General features: G+C 59.1%; 17 protein-coding genes and 1 pseudogene. 5 read left to right on the top strand and 13 right to left on the bottom strand.

The genetic code is table 11. From position 1 onward, the window contains the following. From AB4Z51_RS27830 to AB4Z51_RS27795, 8 genes are all read right to left on the bottom strand, one after another. The gene (locus tag AB4Z51_RS27830) at positions 1-720 is read right to left on the bottom strand and encodes a pseudaminic acid biosynthesis-associated methylase (RefSeq protein WP_441498390.1); all 720 of its coding nucleotides are present in this window, start codon (positions 718-720) and stop codon (positions 1-3) included. A gap of 35 nt (positions 721-755) precedes the next feature. Beyond that, positions 756-1463: a pseudaminic acid cytidylyltransferase gene (pseF, locus tag AB4Z51_RS27825; RefSeq protein WP_441498389.1), complete on the bottom strand. Its 708-nt coding sequence runs from the start codon at positions 1461-1463 to the stop codon at positions 756-758. Beyond that, on the bottom strand, positions 1460-1654 hold the full coding sequence (locus tag AB4Z51_RS27820; RefSeq protein ID WP_441498388.1) for a hypothetical protein: 195 nt from the start codon (positions 1652-1654) through the stop codon (positions 1460-1462). Before AB4Z51_RS27820 ends, pseF begins: the two co-directional genes overlap by 4 nt. A 307-nt stretch (positions 1655-1961) precedes the next feature. Further along, positions 1962-3113: a UDP-4-amino-4,6-dideoxy-N-acetyl-beta-L-altrosamine transaminase gene (gene pseC / locus AB4Z51_RS27815; RefSeq protein ID WP_441498387.1), complete on the bottom strand. Its 1152-nt coding sequence runs from the start codon at positions 3111-3113 to the stop codon at positions 1962-1964. After that, entirely contained in the window at positions 3106-4098 is a 993-nt protein-coding gene (gene pseB / locus AB4Z51_RS27810; protein WP_441498386.1) for a UDP-N-acetylglucosamine 4,6-dehydratase (inverting), read from the bottom strand. Before pseB ends, pseC begins: the two co-directional genes overlap by 8 nt. Before the next feature lie 167 nt (positions 4099-4265). Beyond that, positions 4266-5321 carry a pseudaminic acid synthase gene (gene pseI, locus AB4Z51_RS27805; protein WP_441498385.1) on the bottom strand — a complete coding sequence of 352 codons (1056 nt, stop codon included), beginning with the start codon at positions 5319-5321 and terminating at the stop codon, positions 4266-4268. 88 nt (positions 5322-5409) lie between these two features. Beyond that, complete coding sequence (pseG, locus tag AB4Z51_RS27800) at positions 5410-6924, bottom strand: UDP-2,4-diacetamido-2,4,6-trideoxy-beta-L-altropyranose hydrolase (protein ID WP_441498384.1); 1515 nt, start codon at positions 6922-6924, stop codon at positions 5410-5412. A gap of 324 nt (positions 6925-7248) precedes the next feature. Continuing rightward, positions 7249-8538, bottom strand: coding sequence for a hypothetical protein (locus tag AB4Z51_RS27795; RefSeq protein WP_441498383.1), 1290 nt, complete (start codon positions 8536-8538; stop codon positions 7249-7251). Between the two features lie 406 nt (positions 8539-8944). Between AB4Z51_RS27795 and AB4Z51_RS27790 the strand changes: the two are divergent. Further along, positions 8945-9909, top strand: a pseudogene (locus AB4Z51_RS27790) (IS481 family transposase). 207 nt (positions 9910-10116) lie between these two features. Continuing rightward, a complete protein-coding gene (locus AB4Z51_RS27785) occupies positions 10117-11748 on the top strand; it encodes a carbamoyltransferase family protein (protein ID WP_441498382.1) in 1632 nt (543 codons plus the stop codon). A 117-nt stretch (positions 11749-11865) separates the two neighbouring features. Here the strand turns inward: AB4Z51_RS27785 and AB4Z51_RS27780 are convergent, their stop codons facing one another. Then, the gene (locus tag AB4Z51_RS27780; protein ID WP_441498381.1) at positions 11866-12813 is read right to left on the bottom strand and encodes an NAD-dependent epimerase/dehydratase family protein; all 948 of its coding nucleotides are present in this window, start codon (positions 12811-12813) and stop codon (positions 11866-11868) included. A 584-nt stretch (positions 12814-13397) separates the two neighbouring features. Here AB4Z51_RS27780 and AB4Z51_RS27775 point away from each other — a divergent pair. Next, entirely contained in the window at positions 13398-13937 is a 540-nt protein-coding gene (locus AB4Z51_RS27775) for a D-glycero-alpha-D-manno-heptose-1,7-bisphosphate 7-phosphatase (RefSeq protein ID WP_441498422.1), read from the top strand. Here the strand turns inward: AB4Z51_RS27775 and AB4Z51_RS27770 are convergent. After that, positions 13848-14708 (bottom strand): ERF family protein, encoded by an 861-nt coding sequence (locus AB4Z51_RS27770; RefSeq protein ID WP_441498421.1) that lies wholly within the window; start codon positions 14706-14708, stop codon positions 13848-13850. The two genes, AB4Z51_RS27775 and AB4Z51_RS27770, sit on opposite strands and share 90 nt — an antisense overlap. A 292-nt stretch (positions 14709-15000) precedes the next feature. On the opposite strand from AB4Z51_RS27770, the gene gmd reads away from it, so the two are divergent. Further along, the gene (gmd, locus tag AB4Z51_RS27765; RefSeq protein WP_441498380.1) at positions 15001-16071 is read left to right on the top strand and encodes a GDP-mannose 4,6-dehydratase; all 1071 of its coding nucleotides are present in this window, start codon (positions 15001-15003) and stop codon (positions 16069-16071) included. Next, the gene (locus AB4Z51_RS27760; protein ID WP_441498379.1) at positions 16052-16990 is read left to right on the top strand and encodes a GDP-L-fucose synthase family protein; all 939 of its coding nucleotides are present in this window, start codon (positions 16052-16054) and stop codon (positions 16988-16990) included. The genes gmd and AB4Z51_RS27760 overlap by 20 nt, the downstream gene beginning before the upstream one ends. 380 nt (positions 16991-17370) lie before the next feature. On the opposite strand, the gene AB4Z51_RS27755 is transcribed toward AB4Z51_RS27760, so the two are convergent. From AB4Z51_RS27755 to AB4Z51_RS27745, 3 genes are read right to left on the bottom strand one after another with little or no spacing between them, the layout of a single operon-like run. Beyond that, the gene (locus tag AB4Z51_RS27755) at positions 17371-17709 is read right to left on the bottom strand and encodes a hypothetical protein (RefSeq protein WP_441498378.1); all 339 of its coding nucleotides are present in this window, start codon (positions 17707-17709) and stop codon (positions 17371-17373) included. Continuing rightward, positions 17706-18851 carry an ERF family protein gene (locus AB4Z51_RS27750; RefSeq protein WP_441498377.1) on the bottom strand — a complete coding sequence of 382 codons (1146 nt, stop codon included), beginning with the start codon at positions 18849-18851 and terminating at the stop codon, positions 17706-17708. Before AB4Z51_RS27750 ends, AB4Z51_RS27755 begins: the two co-directional genes overlap by 4 nt. Next, on the bottom strand, positions 18835-19704 hold the full coding sequence (locus AB4Z51_RS27745; protein WP_441498376.1) for a YqaJ viral recombinase family protein: 870 nt from the start codon (positions 19702-19704) through the stop codon (positions 18835-18837). The genes AB4Z51_RS27750 and AB4Z51_RS27745 overlap by 17 nt, the downstream gene beginning before the upstream one ends. Positions 19705-19828: the final 124 nt, after the last annotated feature.

Here is a 19828-nt window from a genome sequence, read left to right as displayed (position 1 = left end):
TTACGCGCCCTTCTTCAGCAGGAACCAACTGATATCGTCTTGAGGAAACGCGGGATCACGATGGTACGCGAAGCCGTAGTCGACCAGACGTAGATCAGAATATCTATCCATGATCTCCCCAGCAAAGTCGCGCTTGAAAAGTCGATCGTGGTGGCCGCGGTAAGGTATCGAAACCGGGCTGGGATTGTAATACTCGCAGACCAGGAGATAGCGAGACGTAGCGCCGTACAATTTATCATAGACCAAGGGAAGTTGTTCTGGATTGATGTGAATGAGAACACCCTTGATCAGCGCCAACTCGGAGACGTCGGCAGACGCATAATCTAGGATCGAACCGCAGAACACGTTCGATGCGCCAATTTCGTTGCCAAGCAGTGCAGCGGCCTTTTCGTTGATTTCCACGCCCCTCAAGGTGCAGTCGGGATATATCTGACGGATGGCCTTCAGGTTCATTCCTATGTTCGCGCCAAATTCAATGCAGCTCTTGGGAGGAAGGGCAGCATTGAGGCCCTTGCTGAAGAACTTGATGTTCGAAGCAAGAAGCGCGGGGCTCATGTTTCTCGCGATATAGTCATTCCCGAAATCGCCAGCCCAGAATTCTTCCTGAGCACTGTGAGGATCAGATTTCGGCATGGCTTCGTTCTCTTTCGGTTTGATCAACGGCTCCGTTGAGGAGCGGTCAACCGTAGATGACTGGCGGGGCGGCTTGTCGGCGCACACGATGGAGGCTCACGGCCACGTTGCTGCATCGTCGATTATCGGGTTCCCCTCAGGCGGTACTGAAAGATGCGTTCCGCGATTTCGAGATCTTCGGGCGTATCAATGTCAACGGCGGTGTCGCGCGCGACCGGAAGGATGGCTGATGGAACGACGTCGTACGAAGCGCCTGCAAGGGCGGTCTCCGTTTTGGACAGATAGAATTGTCCGGCATCGTGATACGCGGGGGGCAGATCCTGCGATCGCGCAGAATAGTATTCAGGATAAGCCATGCGCACACGCCCGTCGTCGGTCATGAAGAGAGCGCGCTGGATCCGCGAGGGAAACTCGACGGCCGAGAAGACCATTTCGCAATTYAGTCTATGGATTGTAGCTACAGCGCTTTTGATGTCATCGGCGGAAACGAACACGGCGGTTGGATAGACAGTAAGGATCAGATCGGGCCGATAGCGGTTACTCACGAACCAGTCGACCGCGTGCTTTGTCACGGCCGCAGTGCCCGTGTAGTCGTCCGACAGCGAGGCAGGACGCATGAACGGCACCTCGGCGCCGATGTTCCGAGCCACCTCCGCAACCTCCTCGTTGTCCGTCGAAACCAGAATGTTCGCTACGAGACCGGACGAATTCAGCATGCCTATGGGCCAAGCCATCATCGGCCTGCCATAAAAGAGGGTGATGTTCTTGCGGGGAATTCGCTTACTTCCGCCGCGTGCGGGGATGACCGCCAATATCGCTGGTAGCGTCACACCGAATGCACCTTGGCAAATGATCTCATCGCTCGCATCAGCGCCCCCATCGAAACGAGATCGTCGAAACGATCTCGAACATTCGCCATCGCCCGCAAGGATCGCTTCCCGGGTCGGCCAAAGTGCGGCGCCCGTCCTGTGGGGTGTTCCCATTCGTGAATACAGAACGAGCGAAGTTCGTTCTTGATCATCGAATGTCTTCTGATCGCCCCGTTTGCCCTGCAATTCGGATTACACAGCGCAAGTACGAAGATCAACCCACTACCAAGGGGCGAAATCGTCGACTTGGCCGTCAATCGCGATGGATGTTCGCACACGCTTCCGACCTATATGTTCTCGGAATGTTCCGGTGGGCGCAAGCACTGCGCTTCTACAACTTGCGGCACCAGGCTCCATCAGGAGGCAGCCGTAGCCGATCAACACACAGTCCGATACGGATCAAATGGAGCTTTGGCCGTGGCGCTGCAGAATAGTACGGAACCCACGGGCGCCTCTGCCCTAGCGAAGATGCTTCAGTCCACTGATGGTCGTGACAACGTGGTCCTGCTCGGCCTCTGACAGCGTTGGGAACATCGGCAGGGTCAGGATTTCTCCATAGACTGCCTCGGCTTGGGGGCACAACCCAGGCTGATATCCGAATCGTTCGCGGTAGAAGCTGTGATGATAGACGGGGGCATAGTGGACGTTCGCGCCGATGCCGGCCGCCCTGAGATGATCGAACGCCCGGCGTCGATCCACCTTGAGCTGATCAAGGTCGAGGCGGATTACATACAGGTGGTAGGCGTGAGATCGGTCTGCATGTTTTGTGAGCGGACGCACGAACGGGATTTCCTCAAACTTCTCGTCGTAGCGGGCCGCAATGGCGCGACGTTGATCCAGCCATAACGACAAATGCTTCAGTTGCGCGATTCCAAGCGCGCATTGCACGTCTGGTAGTCGGTAATTGAAACCGAGTTCGACCATATCGTAGGAAAATATTCCGCTCGTTTCCCTCGACCTGTGATCAGAATCGATCCCGTGATTGCGGAAACGGCGCATGTGCGCAGCCATTTCGGGATCGTCTGTCAACACCATCCCCCCTTCGCAGGTCGTGAGGTGCTTCACAGGATGGAACGAGAAGGCAGAGAGGTCGGCAAGCGTCCCCACCTTGCCGCCCTTGTAAGTTGCTCCGGGAGCATGGCAGGCGTCGGCGATCAGTCTGATGCCGCGGCCGGAGGCAAGCGCGCGCAGAGCGTCGTAGTCGGCCGGCTGCCCGCCGTAGTCGACGGCTATGATGGCGCGGGTGCGGGCCGTTATTTTCCGCTGGACGGATGTCGGGTCGATCAGCAGCGTTTCGGGCTCCACATCGGCGAAGATGGGCGTGCCGCCCTCATAGACCACCGCATTTGATGAAGCCGCAAACGTGATCGCCGGAACGATCACTTCGTCGCCGGATCGGATCTTCAAGGCGCGCACGCCGGCATGAAGCGCAGCGGTTCCGCTGTTGACAGCAACACCTTCGCGCGCACCGCAGAACTCGGCGAATGCACGCTCGAATTCGCCGACTTTCGGGCCGGTCGTGAGCCATGCCGAGCGCAATGTCTCGGCTACCGACGCGATATCCTCATCGTCTATGATCTGCCGGCCGTAAGGAATCGAATCCCTAGCCATGCAGGCTCGCGGGATTTTCGAGCATGGCCGTCAGCGCCGCAGCGTTGAGCCATTCCGGATTGTTGTCGCTGGCGTAACGGAAGCCTTCGGGGACGAGCCGGCCCATATCGCCGTACCCTCTATAGCTCCACCAGGCGAGCGCTGGCTGCACGACGTAACGATCCTCCAATTYAATGGTGAAGCGCGCATCGTCTTCGGTGATCATCACCTCGTGAAGCTTTTCGCCAGGCCGAATACCAACGATCTTGTGCGGGCAGTTCGGAGCCATTGCCTTGGCAAGATCGACAATCGACATCGACTTGATCTTCGGGACGAACAATTCCCCGCCCTGCATCATCTTGGCGCTCGAGAGCACGAAGTCCACGCCCTGGTCTAGCGTAATCCAGAAACGCGTCATGCGTGGGTCGGTGATCGGCAGATGGTCGCTTCCCTTGGCAATGAGATCTCGGAAATACGGAACGACCGAGCCGCGGGATCCGACCACATTTCCATAGCGAACGACAGCGAACTTAGTCCCGGTGTTGCCGGACAAATTGTTGGACGCGACGAATATCTTGTCCGAGGCGAGCTTAGTGGCGCCATACAGATTGACCGGGTTGCAGGCCTTATCCGTCGACAGCGCGACGACCTTGGGAACCCGATTCGCGATCGCAGCTTGCACCACGTTTTCGGCGCCGACCACATTGGTCTTGACGCACTCCATCGGATTATACTCTGCGATTGGAACGTGCTTCATAGCCGCCGCGTGAACCACGAGGTCAACTTCGCGCATGGCCATATTCAAGCGGTTGAGATCGCGCACGTCGCCGATGAAGAAGCGCAGCCGGTCATCGGGCATTGCCTGCGCCATGATGGCCTGCTTATACTCGTCGCGCGAGTAGACGATAATCTTGCCGAGGTTGTGATCCCGCAACAGGATCTTGACGAGCTCCGTGCCGAACGAGCCGGTACCCCCCGTGATGAGAATGGCCTTGTTGTCGAGCATGGTTCCAATTGTGGATCGTTGAAAAGCTGACCGGTAGTAGTCAGTTCAGGCAAATATTGCAAGCGAGAGTGATTGGCGGGAGTTACACGCCGCCTTGGGACGCTCCAGTTCGCGTGGCCTCAGGGCGATGGACCGCCCTCGAGCGCCGAGGCGGTTCAGCTCGTCGATTACTTGATCGCTGACCACGTCAGCGCCTCACCGTAGGCGATGTCGCGCGAGGCCGTACGTCCGATGATGTCAGGCAGGTGCTTCGGCGGCAGACCAAAACCGGGTCTGATCACGCGCACATTCTCGGGCGTGAACGGCTGGCCTGCCTTGATCGACTTGACCGCGTAAATCGAGCGGCGGAAGCGGGTATTGGCGGCTTCGCTCGGTGCCAAGCCGTAGTCGACCCTGCCAAGAGAGGACCATGCTGACTGGCAGTCAGCGACCAGCTTCCTGAATTCATTCGGTTCCAGCGAAAACGCTGCGTCGGGCCCGCCCTCGGCACGTGAGATGGTAAAGTGCTTTTCGATGATGGCGCCCCCCAGGACGGTGGCGGCGACGCAGGCAGCGGAGCCGGGCGCATGATCCGAAAGGCCTGATATCACGCCGAACGCATCTCCGAGGTGCACAACCGTGCGCACATTGGCTTCCTCGATCGGCGCAGGATAGGCGCTGGTACAATGCAGCAGGGCAATGCCACCGGCGCCGTTGTTCCGCGCCGTTTCGACCGCTTCCTGGATCTCGCCGAGATTCGCCATGCCAGTCGAGATGATCATGGGCTTGCCGCGCTTGGCTACATATTTGATCAGCGGCAGGTCTATAACCTCGAAGGAGGCGATCTTATAGGCTGGCGCCTCTAGTCCGGCGAGCAGGTCGACTGCGGTTTCGTCAAACGGCGTCGAAAAGATCGTGACGCCGACCTCGCGCGCCTTCGCGAACATCTCTGCATGCCATTCGTAGGGTGTGTAGGCTTCCTTATAGAGCTGATGCAGTTGATAGCCGTCCCACAGCCCGCCCCTGATTTGGAAGTCCGCGCCGTCATGCGGAATCGTCATGGTGTCCGGCGTGTAGGTCTGAATCTTGATGGCGTCCGCGCCGGTCGCCGCGGCCGCCTCGATCAATTCCAGGGCTTTCGCGAGGCGCCCGCCATGATTGGCCGACAGTTCGGCGATGATATAAGGGGGGTGATTGCGACCGATCTTGCGGCCGGCGATTTCGAGTTCCGCGTCCGGGCTCATTGTTGACCTCTCGCAACATATTGTAGCATCTGCAATCGAGGCCGCCGGTCGAGCGCAGTTTCGCGTGTCATCCGCTTATTCCCATTCTTCAGTTATTTCCTTCGGACGCGGCGCGCAAAGAAAACTGATACACTAGGTACTCAGCCTCTTGGCCAGTGAACACGAAGCCGGCCTTCAGGAAGATTCTCTGAGAGGCGAGATTTTCCCGCTTCACTCGTGCCTCGACGCGTTCGCAAAAACCCTGACCAAATGCTTCCTGGCAGGCCAAAACGAGGGCAGCGGCACCGTAACCCCGCCCTCGGACGTTACGGGCCATTGCAATACTGACCACGGCCGTCCCCGTCAATTCGATGTGAAATCGCACGTTGCCGCAAGGTCTTCCATCGGCCTGGATGATGAAAATAAGAGTGTTCGCATCCGCGATGCGGTTGTTAAACCATTTCGTGTGGGCATCCCAAGGGACTGCCCAGCTATCGCCGGACATTGCTCGGGCGGCGGGATCGTTGCGCCAAAACCAGAGCCGCCGTGCGTCATCGGCTGTGGCACGGCGCAGTGTTAGCTGGCCGGTACGTTCCAGCTGCACAAGCGCATCGATGGCCTCGCCGACGCGTTGCGCGCCGTCGCCGTCGCACACCTTGGCCGCCTGCCGCGACATCCGGGCGAGTTCGTCGGGCTGTCGGGCAAGTTCAGCCAGCATGCGCGTAATCGTCTCAGGGACATCGCAGCCGGGTGGGACGATCAGTGCTGCGCCCGCCTGCTCGAGCGCGCGAGCATTCTCACGCTGATTGTCAGCTACAACGAGCTGGATCGATGGAAGACCAAGGCAGCACCGCTCCCAACTCGATGTGCCGGGTGTTCCGATTGCGATGTCGCTACAAGCCATCAGATCGGCGATCTCAGGAGGATCAACAAACACCTCGATCCGCGCATCCCAGTTTCCGATTTCGGCGATCTCGTCTAAAGACCGTGCGGTAGGGCCGGTCACGATGATGATCCGCGAAAAGCTTCCCGTCGTTACCAAGGATCGGGCGATTTTCGCCGTCTGACCTCCGACATCGGTGAGCCCGAGTGAGACATATATCGACTTTGGCTTGTGCGACCCGCATCGCCGGTAAAGCGAAGCAGTGCGTAACTCTCCGAACTCGTCACGCAGTAGCGTGTAAGACGCGCCCGCAAGCACGCGGCAATGCTGCGGGACTAATCCAGCATACTCGTCGGCGCTTCGGCCTAGCGTCATGTCGACGAGAATGTCGCAATTGTGAGGGCGCCCGGGTGCATCGTCGATCACGAGGATTGGACACCCAAGCAGGCGCAGTGAGCACTCAAATGTTTCGCCGAGCCGGTAGGAGTCGACGACGACGAGATCAATCCGCATCCCGGCAAACTTGCCGTCTGCGAGGGCCGGGTTCCAGTCATGCTGATCAGCCTCAAGCCAAAGAATGCCGGAGCGCGTCAGCGCGGGTACCGTATTGACGGTTTCGGCGGAGCAAACAAACAGAACGTCGGCACCGCGCCGCTGCATTTCGGCAGCCAGTGTGAGGCAGCGCATGACGTGACCGCCTCCTGTGGCGAGATTGGCGTCGGATCGGAGAACAATCAGCATCACAATGTGCCGTTTGAGCGGGGGGAGACGATCGCGGTAGTATAAACACAACCGATCCTCCAATCAAAACTGACCCACAACAGTGCAGCCCGGCGGCCGTCGGAAGGCCATTGAGATCTGCTGTTGATTTTTGCGGCGTGGCGTGAATTCGCCGGGGTTGTCTATCTTTGGTCGTCGGTGGGCAACGTGCTGCTCTCGAAGTGGCCTCGCTGCGATTTTTCTGTTCTCCGCTCGATGGCTCAACGACGCACTGCAAATTCACGCTGACATTCGTGGGTCGCAAGGCTTGAGTGCAATCACAGCAAACATGCGATTGCGAAGCGCTCATTCCTGCTTCAATGGGGGAGGCGTAATGTACCAGAGCAGGAACAATACGAGGACCCCGTGGGTCACTAGCGTCACGGTCAACGGTACGTTGAGGAAAATCTGCGGTAAAACAGCTGCGGAGGTAAGGACGAGGCGCGGTGGCAGTCCGGCGGACACACGGTTACCCAACGCCAACACGAGTCCGCCGACGAAGGCTGTGAGGGGCGCGAGCCAGGGACCCACCGACGCGATCCCCTCTGTAGCAAACAGCGAGGCGTTGAAAGATCCCCCAATTCCGAAAGCCTTGTAGATCGCAACTCCGAGCGGTTCGTGATAAGGGCAGGTGGCAAGGGTTTTCAAGAAGGAGATTTGGCAGAACAAAGTGAGTTCATTTTTAGAAAAGAACTCGTTGTAGTAATCCATAGCCAGCGATGGAAATGTCATCATCCGGAAATTGATCAACGCGAAATATGACGCAGTCTCTGGCCTCTGCAATATCTCGAGTTTCGACAGGATGATCAGCAAAACGCCAATCGCTGCAGGGATCAACAGGGAAAGGATGGCCACCAATCGAGCTTCAATGAACCGGGCCGATAACGCGATCAGGCCGATCCAACCTGCACTGAAAAGGGCGACCTTGCTTAGGGTAATAGGATAGAAGAGAAACAGAAGTCCCAGCGCCGCCGCAGCCCGTCCGGCCTTGCGGTATTCAACAAAGCAGGCGAAGACGAACGGAAGCAGCGCGCTCGCTGTGATCCTCAGAAGATAGTCGAGGAGCTTAGGGAACTTCAGTGTGTCGCGCGCGAGGTAGATGTCGACGTCCAGCGTAATCAGGCGTAGTAGTTGGGCAAGGTCGAAATTGTACGCCGCGCCGGCGACGAGCGTCGCTCCCGCCAATAACAATATCGAATCGAGAATACGATTGAATGTCGCGTGAGTAGGCGTCCAGAGTTGTTTTAGAGGCGATTTTAGAAATAGCGCTGGTAGAAAAAGTGTGACTGCAGAAGCGCTCGCTGAAATACCGGCGAGCCGATGGTCGTAATGAAATTCCGAAAAACAATTCAGCCAAAGATAGCCCCCAATCAGGGAGAAGAAGGGGAAGCCGATGAAATAGCCGAAGCTGAATTCGGAATAAACGAAAAGAACGGACACCAGCGAGTATGCTGCCACGACCGCGATCGCGTGTGGTAGAACATCCCAGCGAAAATTGACGTGATACTGAGGATAAAGCTCTGAAACGAAGACCAGCGCTAGACAGCTGACGAACAAATGAAGGCAGATCAGTATTCCAAACCGAATCTTATGCATAGTGTGCTGGCTTCGAGCCACTTCCCTGTCTCCGCGCGAACGTCGTACTTGAGTTGGCGGATTTCGACAAGCCGGAGTGCCAACCGTATCGCTCGAAATGGGAGCTCGAGCCGCGATGCTATGTCCCTACTTCACGCGTAGCTCGCTCGTTCGGGCCGGGCGCCTGAGTGGTGCGCCCTACTGGGCTTCAACAGCACCTCCTTCGGCGACAAAAGGTCAGTCTGCCGGTGTCAGCGACCGGGACGAAGGCCGCGTGGAGCATCTTTTGATCACGGTGGCATTGGGGATCACGGCTACCGCTTTTTCGACCCTCGCTGGGTGTTTTTAGCCGCGATGGCCTCACTAGGTGTCTGGTCCCGGAGTGTGGGGGAATCAGCCAAGCTGATCCATCATTCCGGGAGGAGTTATGGGACAGATACTTCACGGCAGCGCCACGACCACGCACGCCATYCGAGCGGCGATACAGCGATCGAAGGCTCCGCTCAAGGATCTAGCCGCGCAGCACGGCCTTAATCGAAAGACAGTTTCCAAGTGGCGCAAGCGGACCTTTGTTCACGATGCGCCGATGGGCCCGAAGATCGTGCGTTCGACAGTTCTGACGGCTGAGGAGGAGGCGATGGTCGTTGCGTTCCGCAAGCACACGCTGCTGCGTCTCGATGACTGCCTCTACGCTCTGCAGACGACCATCCCCCATCTGACGGGGTCATCCTTGCACCGTTGCCTGCAACGCCATGGGATCAGCCGCCTGCCCGAAGTCGCCGGTGACAAGCCTGCCAAGCAGCCTTTCAAGGCCTATCCGATCGGCTACTTCCACATCGACATCGCCGAGGTCCGCACGGAGGAGGGTAAGCTCTACCTCTTCGTAGCTGTGGACCGTACCTCGAAGTACGCCTTCGCTCGGCTGATGCAGAAGGCGACGGTTGCCACCGCCAGGGCTTTCCTCAACGACCTGGTCAAGGCTGTCCCTACAAAATCCACACCGTGCTCACGGACAACGGCATCCAATTCGCCGACCTGCCCAAGAATCGATTGGGTCCAACCGCCATGTGGCGCGGCCATCCTTTCGACCGGGCCTGCAGGGGACATGGCATCGAGCATCGTCTCACCAAGCCCAACCATCCCTGGACCAACGGTCAGGTTGAGAGGATGAACCGAACACTGAAGGAGGCAACCGTCCGGCGGTATCACTATGAGACCAAGCGCCAACTGGAAGATCACCTCGGCGCCTTCCTGGACGGCTACAACTTCGCCAAGCGGCTGAAGACGCTACGCGGCCTCACACCCTACGAAGCCATCTGTACAGCTTGGGCAAACGAGCCAGACCGCTTTCGGCTCGATCCCATCCACTTGACCTCGGGACTGAACACCTAGATCGATGCATGAGACCCCTCCAGAGGCTGCGCCTCTATGATGACAGCTGCCGATTTAAAGTGCTAGGGCGGCGAAATGACGTCTTCTGTTGCATCCATGCTACATGCCCCGCCGTCCGCTATAAGTCGGAACGTCGTGCAAGACCGGCTAAGGGTGATTTACTTTGCCGCGAGTTGCTATAGAAGGCGGATTTCGTAGGTAGCACGTATGTATGTGATCGGGATCAGCTCTGGTATCAAGCACGGGCATCATGACGGGGCGGCCGTCTTGCTGCGCGATGGCGAATTGATCGCTGCGGCCGAGGAGGAGCGCTTCACGCTTGCCAAGCACGCGCGCGGCGAGCTTCCGCGCGGTGCCATCGGCTACTGCCTGAAGCAGGCGGGCATCACCATGCGCGACGTCGATTGGATCTGCTCGCCACTGAAGACCTACACGAACTACACGCAGCGCCTCACCGAATATTTCAAGTACCAGTTCGGGCACAGCCCGAAGATCGAGCTCTACGACCATCACCTCTGTCACGCCGCTAGCTCGTTCTACGGCTCCGGTTTCTCCGAGGCGACCGTTGCCTGCTTTGACTTCTCGGGCGACTCCAGCTCCGGTCTCGTCGCGCATGCGCGCGGCAATGACTTCCGCGTGCTGACGCGATTCGGCCGCCACAACAGTCTCGGACTCTATTACGGGATGCTGACCCAGTATCTCGGCTATCAGATGACCAATGACGAGTACAAGGTCATGGGCCTGTCGTCCTATGGCAGCCCCGAATATCTCGACAAGTTTGCCAAGCTTCTGCGCCCGGCCGGCATCGATTACGAACTCGATCCCGGGCTCGACAAGCGCAGGCGCGACGCCGAGATCTTCACCAGCGATTTCTCGACGCGTCAGGAGCGCATCTTCACCAAGAAGATGGAGGAGATTTTGGGGCCGCGGCGCCTACGCGGGGCGCCGCTCGACCAGCGGCTGACCAATATCGCCGCGAGCGGCCAGAAGCAGCTCGAGATCGTCACCACCGAGGTGATCCGCTCCGCGATCGCCGAGACTGGCTGCGGCGACGTCTGCATCGCCGGAGGCGTCGGGCTGAACTGCAAGATGAACATGGAGATCGCCGCCGAGCCGTCGGTGAAGCGTCTCTACGTCCCGCCGGTGCCGCACGATGCGGGTGTGGCGCTGGGCGCCGCGATGATGAAGTGTGCGGAGGCCGGCCACGCGGTTTCACCGCTGACCCATGCCTATTGGGGACCGGAATATTCCAACGACACGATCCGGGAAACGCTGGAAAAGACTGGCGCGCGGTTCGAGTTGCTCGACGATCCCGTCTCGCGCTGCGTCACCGATCTGACGGAGCAGAAGACGGTGGGCTGGTTTCAGGGGCGGATGGAATACGGCCCGCGCGCGCTCGGTAACCGCTCGATTCTTGCCGATCCGCGCCACGCGGGCATGAAGGACCGCATCAACCTCTCGATCAAATACCGCGAGGAGTTCCGTCCGTTCTGCCCGTCGGTGCTGTACGAGCGCCAGGCCGAGTATTTCGACGACACATTCGACGCACCCTTTATGGTGGTGACGTTTCCGGTCAACCAGAAGGTCGCCGAGACCATGCCCGCGGTAGTCCACGTCGACAACACGGCCCGCATCCAGAGCGTCCACACGGACAGCAATCCGCTCTACAGCGGCCTGATTGGCGAGTTCGCGAAAGCGACCTCGCTGCCGGTTTTAATCAACACCAGCCTTAATATTAACGAACAGCCGACTGTTAACGCACCGCTCGAGGCGCTGCATACCTACTTTTGCTCCGGCCTTGATGTAATCTATTTGGGGAACTATCGACTATCGAAGTAAACATTCGCCGTGGGGCAAATTCGATTTTTCTATGATGTTATCCGGCACACGCCTAATTGAGCTAGGGCTGTTGGCGAGGCGATTCATTGCTAAGGCGGCGCATGGCTGTCCGGCCATCTAGGCGTCCTGAGCCAACAATGCGAGCCGCAAGCCCTCATCGAGCGTCACCTGCGGTTGCCAGCCCGTCGCGATCGCCTTGGAGACGTTGAGTTCAAGCGAGCCAATCAAGCTGTCATGCGTATCCCGCCGACCGATCACGCCAAGCAGCACTGTGAGCACATCCGGCGGCACGCGAAACAGCCGCGGGCTCTTGCCGGACGCCATGGCCAGGCGCTCGATAAATTCGGGCGTCGAGACCTGCTCTCGGTCGGCCACGAGAAAGATCTCGAAATTGCTCGCAGGATCGGGATGGGCAAGCCGGCGCAGGATGAACGACGAGAGATTCTGCACCGCGAGGAAGGCGCGATGATTGCGGATCGCTGCAAAAGGCAATGGCAGTCCCAGATTGACCGCACGCGTCAGCAGCGCAAAATTGCCTTTGGCGCCCGCACCGTAGACCAGCGGCGGCCTGATCACCGAGATCTTCATGGCGCTGTCGCGCGCCAGCGTCCTCAGCCCCGCCTCGGCCGCCGCCTTGGACATGCCATAGAGGCCGCGCGGCGTGGGGAGGTCGTCCTCGCTGAAAGGCGCGCGGCCATCATTGCTGCGGCCATGGACGAGAACCGTGCTGATAAAGATGAAGTGGCGCACCCCGGCCATTGCTGCACTGCGCGCCAAATGCAGCGTCCCTGCGACGTTGACCTTCCGGTAAAGTTCGACCGCATGCTCCTCATGCTTGTGATGCACGCGGGCGGCGAGATGTACCACGCAATCGATGCCTTCAAGTGCGGCTGACCAATCGGTGTTGGGGCCGATTGTTTCGACCACGACGTCGCCCGCCGTGCCGTCCGGTCGAAGGACCGCGCGACGGACCGACCATCTTTCGCGTTCTAATGCGGGTACCACGTGGCTCCCGATGAAACCGTTCGCTCCAGTCACCAGCACGCGAGGATCGCGCTCCGCCATCATTGTTCCCTGAAAAACAAATGGCCAATTCACTCTGCAAACTGCTGCATCGTAACTCGCCTCTACGCATCAAAGCGAGGCGGATTGTTCTGAAAGCGAACAGTAAAGGGCCGTCGTCACCTTGTCGACCAACAAAATCGCGTCTTGGTTGAAGGCAATGAAGACGCACCCGAAAACGCACCATTTGAACTGATAGGCATGAAGGCTCTGTTCTGACCGACCCGCTAGAGGCCACGAACGGGCCGCATGGGATGGCAAACTCGCCGGCATGGCCGAGTTTATCGGCGCCATATGGCGCGACTCATGCGCGTGATGTCGGCCAATCTCGACGGTCGCGGTGGATTGCTCGTCCCGAGTACAGCCATGTGGTTTCGGCGCTGATTGGCCGCGCTAGCCGGCCCGCTACGGCGCGAGTTCTTTCAGGTTGACATGGCGGATGCCCGTGTGCGCGTGATGAAAACCTATTCCGGCGAGGATGCAGGGCGCGCTGGTAGAGCACTATCCTGCCCAACCGCGCGCATGTTGAAATGGAGCAGCGATTGTCGGAAGATCGGCTGTGTTCCTTCCAACTAGGTCAGTCAGATCTGATGCGTCCGGCCGTTTTCTTTGATCGTGATGGCGTCCTCAATGAGGACGACGGCTATGCTTTTGATCCGGACAAGATCCGGTGGGTTGAAGGAGCCAAACAGGCCGTAAAGGCAGTCAATGACGCCGGGTATTTTGCGTTTGTCGTGACAAACCAATCAGGGATTGCGAGGGGGTTTTACGAGGAGCGCCATGTTCGCAGTTTGCACGAATGGATGTCGCGTGAACTTGCCATTGTAGGTGCGCATATCGATGCGTTCGAATTTTGCCCGCATCACCCCGAGGGCCGGATCGAGCGTTACCGTGTCCTCTGCAACTGTCGTAAGCCGCAGCCGGGGATGATTAGAGCTCTGCTTGAGCGGTATCCGGTAGGTATAGGCGCTAGCTTCATGATCGGCGATAAGCAGAGCGATCTTGCCGCAGCGCAAGCGGCGGGCATCGCCGCTTATCTATTTAATGGGGCGAACCTCCATGCGTTCATCGCTCCATTGTTGAAGTATCAGTCCCCTGGTCCTCGTCGCACTGACACAGCCGGATAGGGCCAACAGCCCGATAGCCTCGCAGTGATTGGGTACGATCCGAATTACGCGCACGGTAAACTCGTCGCTGACCTTGCGGCTCAGTGTTCTGGGTTGAGCGAACTTCAGGTGATGCGCATCCGCGGGGGATTGTTTGCATACGAGGCAGGGATGTTCGCGGACGAAGGCGAGATGTAACCTGTTCCTTTTTCGGGGCGGTTCCTTGGGGATAGCGAGGCCGGTTTGAAGGGCCGTCGAGGTGGGTTCGGCCTCGTCGACCTCGGTGATATCCGCTGGGTTTTGAGGGGCGCCAGCTATTGGTTGCATGGGATCTGGTGCCGACTCCAATCTCGCCTGATAAGCAGCCTCGATTGATCGAGCATCAATCTCTTGAAGGGTGTTTTTGAGGGGCAGGCTGGCTTTGGCCCAAGCCAGGAGATCTTCGGTGCCTGCGAGCTCAGTCAGCAACCGCTGACGCAGTGCCGCTGAATCTGGCCCTCCAAGAACCGGCGGCCTGTTCAAAAGAGGCTTGGGCGTCCTTTCTTTCACTTCTGTGGCAGGGCGTTGCTCAGGAGCGGGCGGTACTCCCGCAATGGCGTCGGGTGCATCGAGGTCGTCTTCGCCTGCGATACCGACGAGCGCGAACAGGGCGTATCGGCGTGCATAGGTTAGCGCCGCACCCATCCGATGCGGCGCCTCGACGTCCTTGCCGGAGCAGACCGGAAGATCGGAGGAAATCCATTCCCCCGAAGCATGGGCGAGCAGGGTCGTAAGATGAATCTGGCCGCTCATCTGATCGGTTCGGGTGGCTTGGATAGTGGCGATCTCCTCTGCTCGGGGCTGGCGAACATGCCCTTGACTTGGTGGTCTGTCGGCGTGGCCCGTCCAGCCCTTGATGTGCATGTTGGTGCGTCCGCATCGGCTCGTTCCTGGCTGCGCTGCGGCGAGGTCAGCGCAACGGGCGGGGCTTGACCGGAAACACCGACAAGTCCAAGGAAGAGTCAAATAATAGTGCGGCGGGTGCAATAGCTCGAGCGGTCGGACGCTCCGATATCTGAGCATGATTGATGGAACAGGGTCTCCAATGACTCCACGGGGTGCTCTGATCACCGGCGTGACCGGTCAGGACGGTGCCTATCTCGCCGAATACCTGCTGTCGCTCGGCTACATTGTGCATGGCATCAAGCGGCGTTCGTCCTCGTTCAACACCGCACGCGTCGATCATCTCTACCAGGATCCGCATGTCGGCAATGTGCCATTCTTGATGCATTACGGCGACATGACGGATTCGACCAATCTGATCCGCCTCGTGCAGCAGATCCGGCCAACCGAGATCTACAATCTCGCAGCCCAAAGCCACGTCGCCGTGAGCTTCGAGAGCCCGGAATACACCGCCAATGCCGACGCGATCGGCGTGCTGCGCCTGCTGGAAGCGATCCGCATCCTCGGCATGGAGAAGGAGACGCGGTTCTATCAGGCCTCGACCTCCGAGCTCTATGGCCTCGCGCAGGAGATCCCGCAGAAGGAGACGACGCCGTTCTATCCGCGCTCGCCCTACGGCGTCGCAAAACTTTACGGCTACTGGATCACGGTGAACTACCGCGAAGCCTACGGCATGTTCGCGTCGAACGGCATCCTGTTCAACCATGAGAGCCCGATCCGCGGCGAGACCTTCGTGACCCGCAAGATCACCCGCGGCGTCGCGCGTATCGAGGTCGGGCTGGAACAGACGCTCTATCTCGGCAATCTCGAAGCCAAGCGCGACTGGGGCCATGCCAGGGACTATGTCGAGGGCATGCACAAGATCCTGCAAGCCGACAAGCCCGATGACTTCGTGCTCGCCACCGGCGAGACGCGCTCGGTGCGCGAGATGGTCGAGCTGTCCTTTGCGCATGTCGGCCGCCGCATCGCATGGCGCGGCAAGGGCGCCGAGGAGACCGGCGTCGATGAGACGAGTGGCAAGACCGTGGTGCGGGTCGATCCGACCTATTTCCGCCCGACCGAGGTCGATCTTCTCGTCGGCGATGCCAGCAAGGCGCGCGAGGTGCTCGGCTGGAAGCCGAAGCGAACGTTCGCCCAGCTGGTCGAGGAGATGATGGCAAGCGATCTGGCCGAAGCAAAGCGGGACGCTGGCAGTGGCAAACGGACCGTTTGAGCTGAAGGGCAAGACCGTCTATGTCGCCGGCCATCGCGGCATGGTCGGAGCTGCGCTGCTGCGCCGGCTGGCGCGGGAGGACGTGCAGCTCGTCACGGTCGACCGGCGCGAGGTCGATCTCTGCAACCAAGCCGCGGTGTTCGACTGGTTCGCCAGGACACGGCCGCAAGTGATCTTCCTCGCCGCGGCCAAGGTCGGCGGCATCGTCGCCAACGACACGCTGCGCGCCGAGTTCATCTATGACAACATCGCGATTGCCGCTAACGTGATCCAGGCGGCGCATCTCAACGGCGCCGAGAAGCTGATGTTTCTGGGCTCGTCCTGCATCTATCCGAAGCTGGCGCCGCAGCCGCTGCGCGAGGACTCGGTGCTCACAGGTCCGCTGGAGCCGACCAACGAGCCCTATGCGATCGCCAAGATCGCCGGCATCAAGATGGTGGAGGCCTATCGCAGCCAGTGTGGCCGCGACTTCATCAGCGTGATGCCGACCAATCTGTACGGCCCCGGCGACAATTATCACCCTGAAATGAGCCACGTCGTCGCCGCCCTGATCCGCCGTTTCCATGAGGCAAAAGTCGCGGGCGCAAAGAGCGTCATCGTGTGGGGCACCGGCACGCCCCGGCGCGAGTTCCTCTATGTCGACGACATGGCGGATGCCTGTGTGCACCTGATGAAGACCTATTCGAGCGCCGATCTGATCAACGGCACCGGCGAGGACATCACCATCGCCGAGTTCGCCCGCGTCGTCGCCGACATCGTCGGTTACGGCGGCGAGATCAGTTTCGACACCTCGCGTCCCGATGGAACGCCGCGCAAGCTGCTCGACGTCAGCCGTCTCGCAAGGCTCGGCTGGCGCGCCACGACCTCGCTTCACGACGGCTTGAAGAGCACATATGCGGCGTATTTGTCTCAAAAATAGATGAAGCGATGCACATCGCTATTATTGCGGACAATCATGCGGCAAGGTTGGCTATGCCCTGGTAAGTGAGCTTGTGGAAGAGAAGGGACAATCAAAGGGGGTATGAAAGCGGGCGACCACAAATATCTCATGACCGATCATATCCGAGTGCGGCCTGGCGATCCGAAAGAAATTGCGGTTGTTCGATGGATATTTGATCGGTTCTTAGAGGTGAAAGGTGAACCGTCATTGCGTGGAGCTAAATAACGCAGGGGTTCCGAGTCAGCAACAGTACTCTCGATTTTCGTATCATGGTCTATAGGTCGGTTGTTTAGATCGATGAGGAGCCTGGTTGTGGGGCAACGTCCCAGTCTGCAAAGAGCAGACTGGGGCGTGATTGGTTAGTTGATACGCTTGAATTCGTACCCCTCGATCACTTTCGCTTTGTCCGGTTCCAGAGGTCGTGCTTGCGGAGAGGTGCCAAATAACAACCCGGAAGCCTTCTGCTTTGCGACGCTGGCCAACATCAGGACGATAAGCACGAGGCTAATTGCTCCGACAGTGATAATGAGCTCAGCGAGAAAGGGTGCGGCACCCGTGCCGAAAATCGGCTCGCGTGGCCCTTTGCCATCGGACCGGTGATCCTCTTGCAGTTGAGTGATTTCAGGCCGTCTGTTTGGCTTGATGGATAGCGGTTGATCGGACCGTGCCGTTTCTTTTGGTTTTGAAGGGTCGATCATTGCTGCTGCGCTTCCGTCTGCAAAGTTTGGTGCGGTTTGCGATCCAATGCCGCGACTTCGGGGCTAGCGGCGGTAGCCGTGCTTGCCGCCCAGAGCTCCCTTGCGACAGGCAAGGGCGATATCTGCATGTTTGCCCACCACGCCTTTTCGTTGCCGTACCGGTGCAAGGCTTCGTGATGCAAGCGGCAGAGAGGCACGGTAAACTCGTCGCTGACCTTGCGGCTCAGTGTTCTGGGTTGAGCGAACTTCAGGTGATGCGCATCCGCGGGCGATTGTTTGCATACGAGGCAGGGATGTTCGCGGACGAAGGCGAGATGTAACTTGTTCCTCTTGCGGGGCGGTTCCTTGGGGATAGCAAGGCCGGTTTGAATGGCCGTCGAGGTGGGCTCGGCCTCGTCGAGCTCGGTGATATCCGGTGGGTTTTGAGGGGCGCCAGCTATTGGTTGCATGGGATCCGGTGCCGACTCCAATCTCGCCTGATAAGCAGCCTCGATCGATCGAGCATCAATCTGTTGGAGGGTGTTTTTGACGGGCAGGCTGGCTTTGGCCCAAGCCAGGAGATCTTCGGTGCCTGCGAGCTCAATCAGCAACCGCTGACGCAGTGCCGCTGAATCTGCCCCTCCAAGAACCGGCGGCCTGTTCAAAAGAGGTTTGGGCGTCTTTTCTTTCACTTTTGAGGCAAGGCGTTGCTCAGGAGAGGGCGGTACTCCAGCGATGGCATCGGGTGCATCGAGGTCGTCTTCACCTGCGATACCGACGAGCGCGAACAGTGCGTATCGGCGTGCATAGGTTAGCGCCGCACCCATCCGATGCGGCGCCTCGACGTCCTTGCCGGAGCAGACCGGAAGATCGGAGGAAATCCATTCCCCCGAAGCATGGGCGAGCAGGGTCGTAAGATGAATCTGGCCGCTCATCTGCTCGGTTCGGGTGGTCTGGATAGTAGCGATCTCCTGCTGGCTCAGGGTCTTCCGGACGATGTCCAGGCCAGAGGCGAGCGAGGCATAGCGGAAGGTCCGGTTCCCCTCCCGCGGGAAGGGTGACCGGATGACCGCCGTCAGGGTCTTCTCAGGGTTCATCAATTCGGCCTGGGCCCGGGCGAGGGCGGCTGCGATGGCTCCGATATTCTCACTGGACCGGTGCATGAGACCCCTCCGCAGACTGGGCCTCGAAGCTGACAGCCCCCGATTTGGAGCGCTTGGCCTTGATGCCGTGGCCTTTCGCCTCTTTGGCATCCTCCGGCATCAGCTTCTTCAGGTCCGATTTGGCTGTCTCGTGCTCGCCATGCGCCGACCGGGTGCGAAGATAGGTCGCGGCAAGTTCCGCCCACTGATTGGACGTGGACATGTCCATGACCTTGACCGCCTCCAGGCGTGGACGTGGCGTCTCGATGTTGAAGAGGATCGGCGGCTCGCCGCGTTGCACGCAGCGCCAGAACTTCTTTTCGGCGGTGAGCAGGAGGTGCTGATAAAGCGGATCGGCGTAGATCTTGATCTCGACCCATTTGCCGCCACCGGTGATGATGGAGAGAATAGAGCTGCGCGCGGCGGTAACCCACATGTTGTGCTGGAGCTGTGCCATGTGCTTGTCGGCTGCAGCCTCCTCTGTGAAGGCCCATGGAAGCATGAACTTGGCTTCGAATACCGCGCCGGTCTGCTCGACCATCCCGTCAAGAGTCGCCGCCATCCATTTGTGAATGGGGTGACGAACGCGTTTTTGGATGTCCTTGATGGTTTGGCCTGAGATGCGCTGGTACCAGGCGCGATTCAGTAGTTCGGTTACAGTGCCGAGCTGAACGATTAAATTGTCGGAGAGGTCTTCGGGTTCCGCCTCGCCGCGTTTCTCATACCAAAGCTGGGTAAGAGCGCCCTGATCGTCGCCCATGATGATGCGGGCGTCCGAACCGCCGATGAAGTGCCGCCGGTCGTGCGGATTAAATTTGAATGTTGGGTTATGCGGCTCTGTCGCGCGGGACGCATCAGTTTGAAGGGTACTCAACGGGATCTCCTACTTAAAGCTTGCGCGGCTTCTCCGCCGCACTGCCTTAAGCCCCGCAGTCGCGAGGTGAGATGCCGAGGCCGCTTGCGCCCGGCAGAATCAGTAGCGCTCCGATCGGCTTTGA

The organism is Bradyrhizobium sp. 2TAF36 (genome assembly GCF_052114925.1).
Lineage (GTDB): Bacteria > Pseudomonadota > Alphaproteobacteria > Rhizobiales > Xanthobacteraceae > Bradyrhizobium > Bradyrhizobium barranii.
The sequence above is the reverse complement of the archived record's forward strand: the minus strand, read 5'-3'. Positions and strand labels throughout refer to the sequence as shown.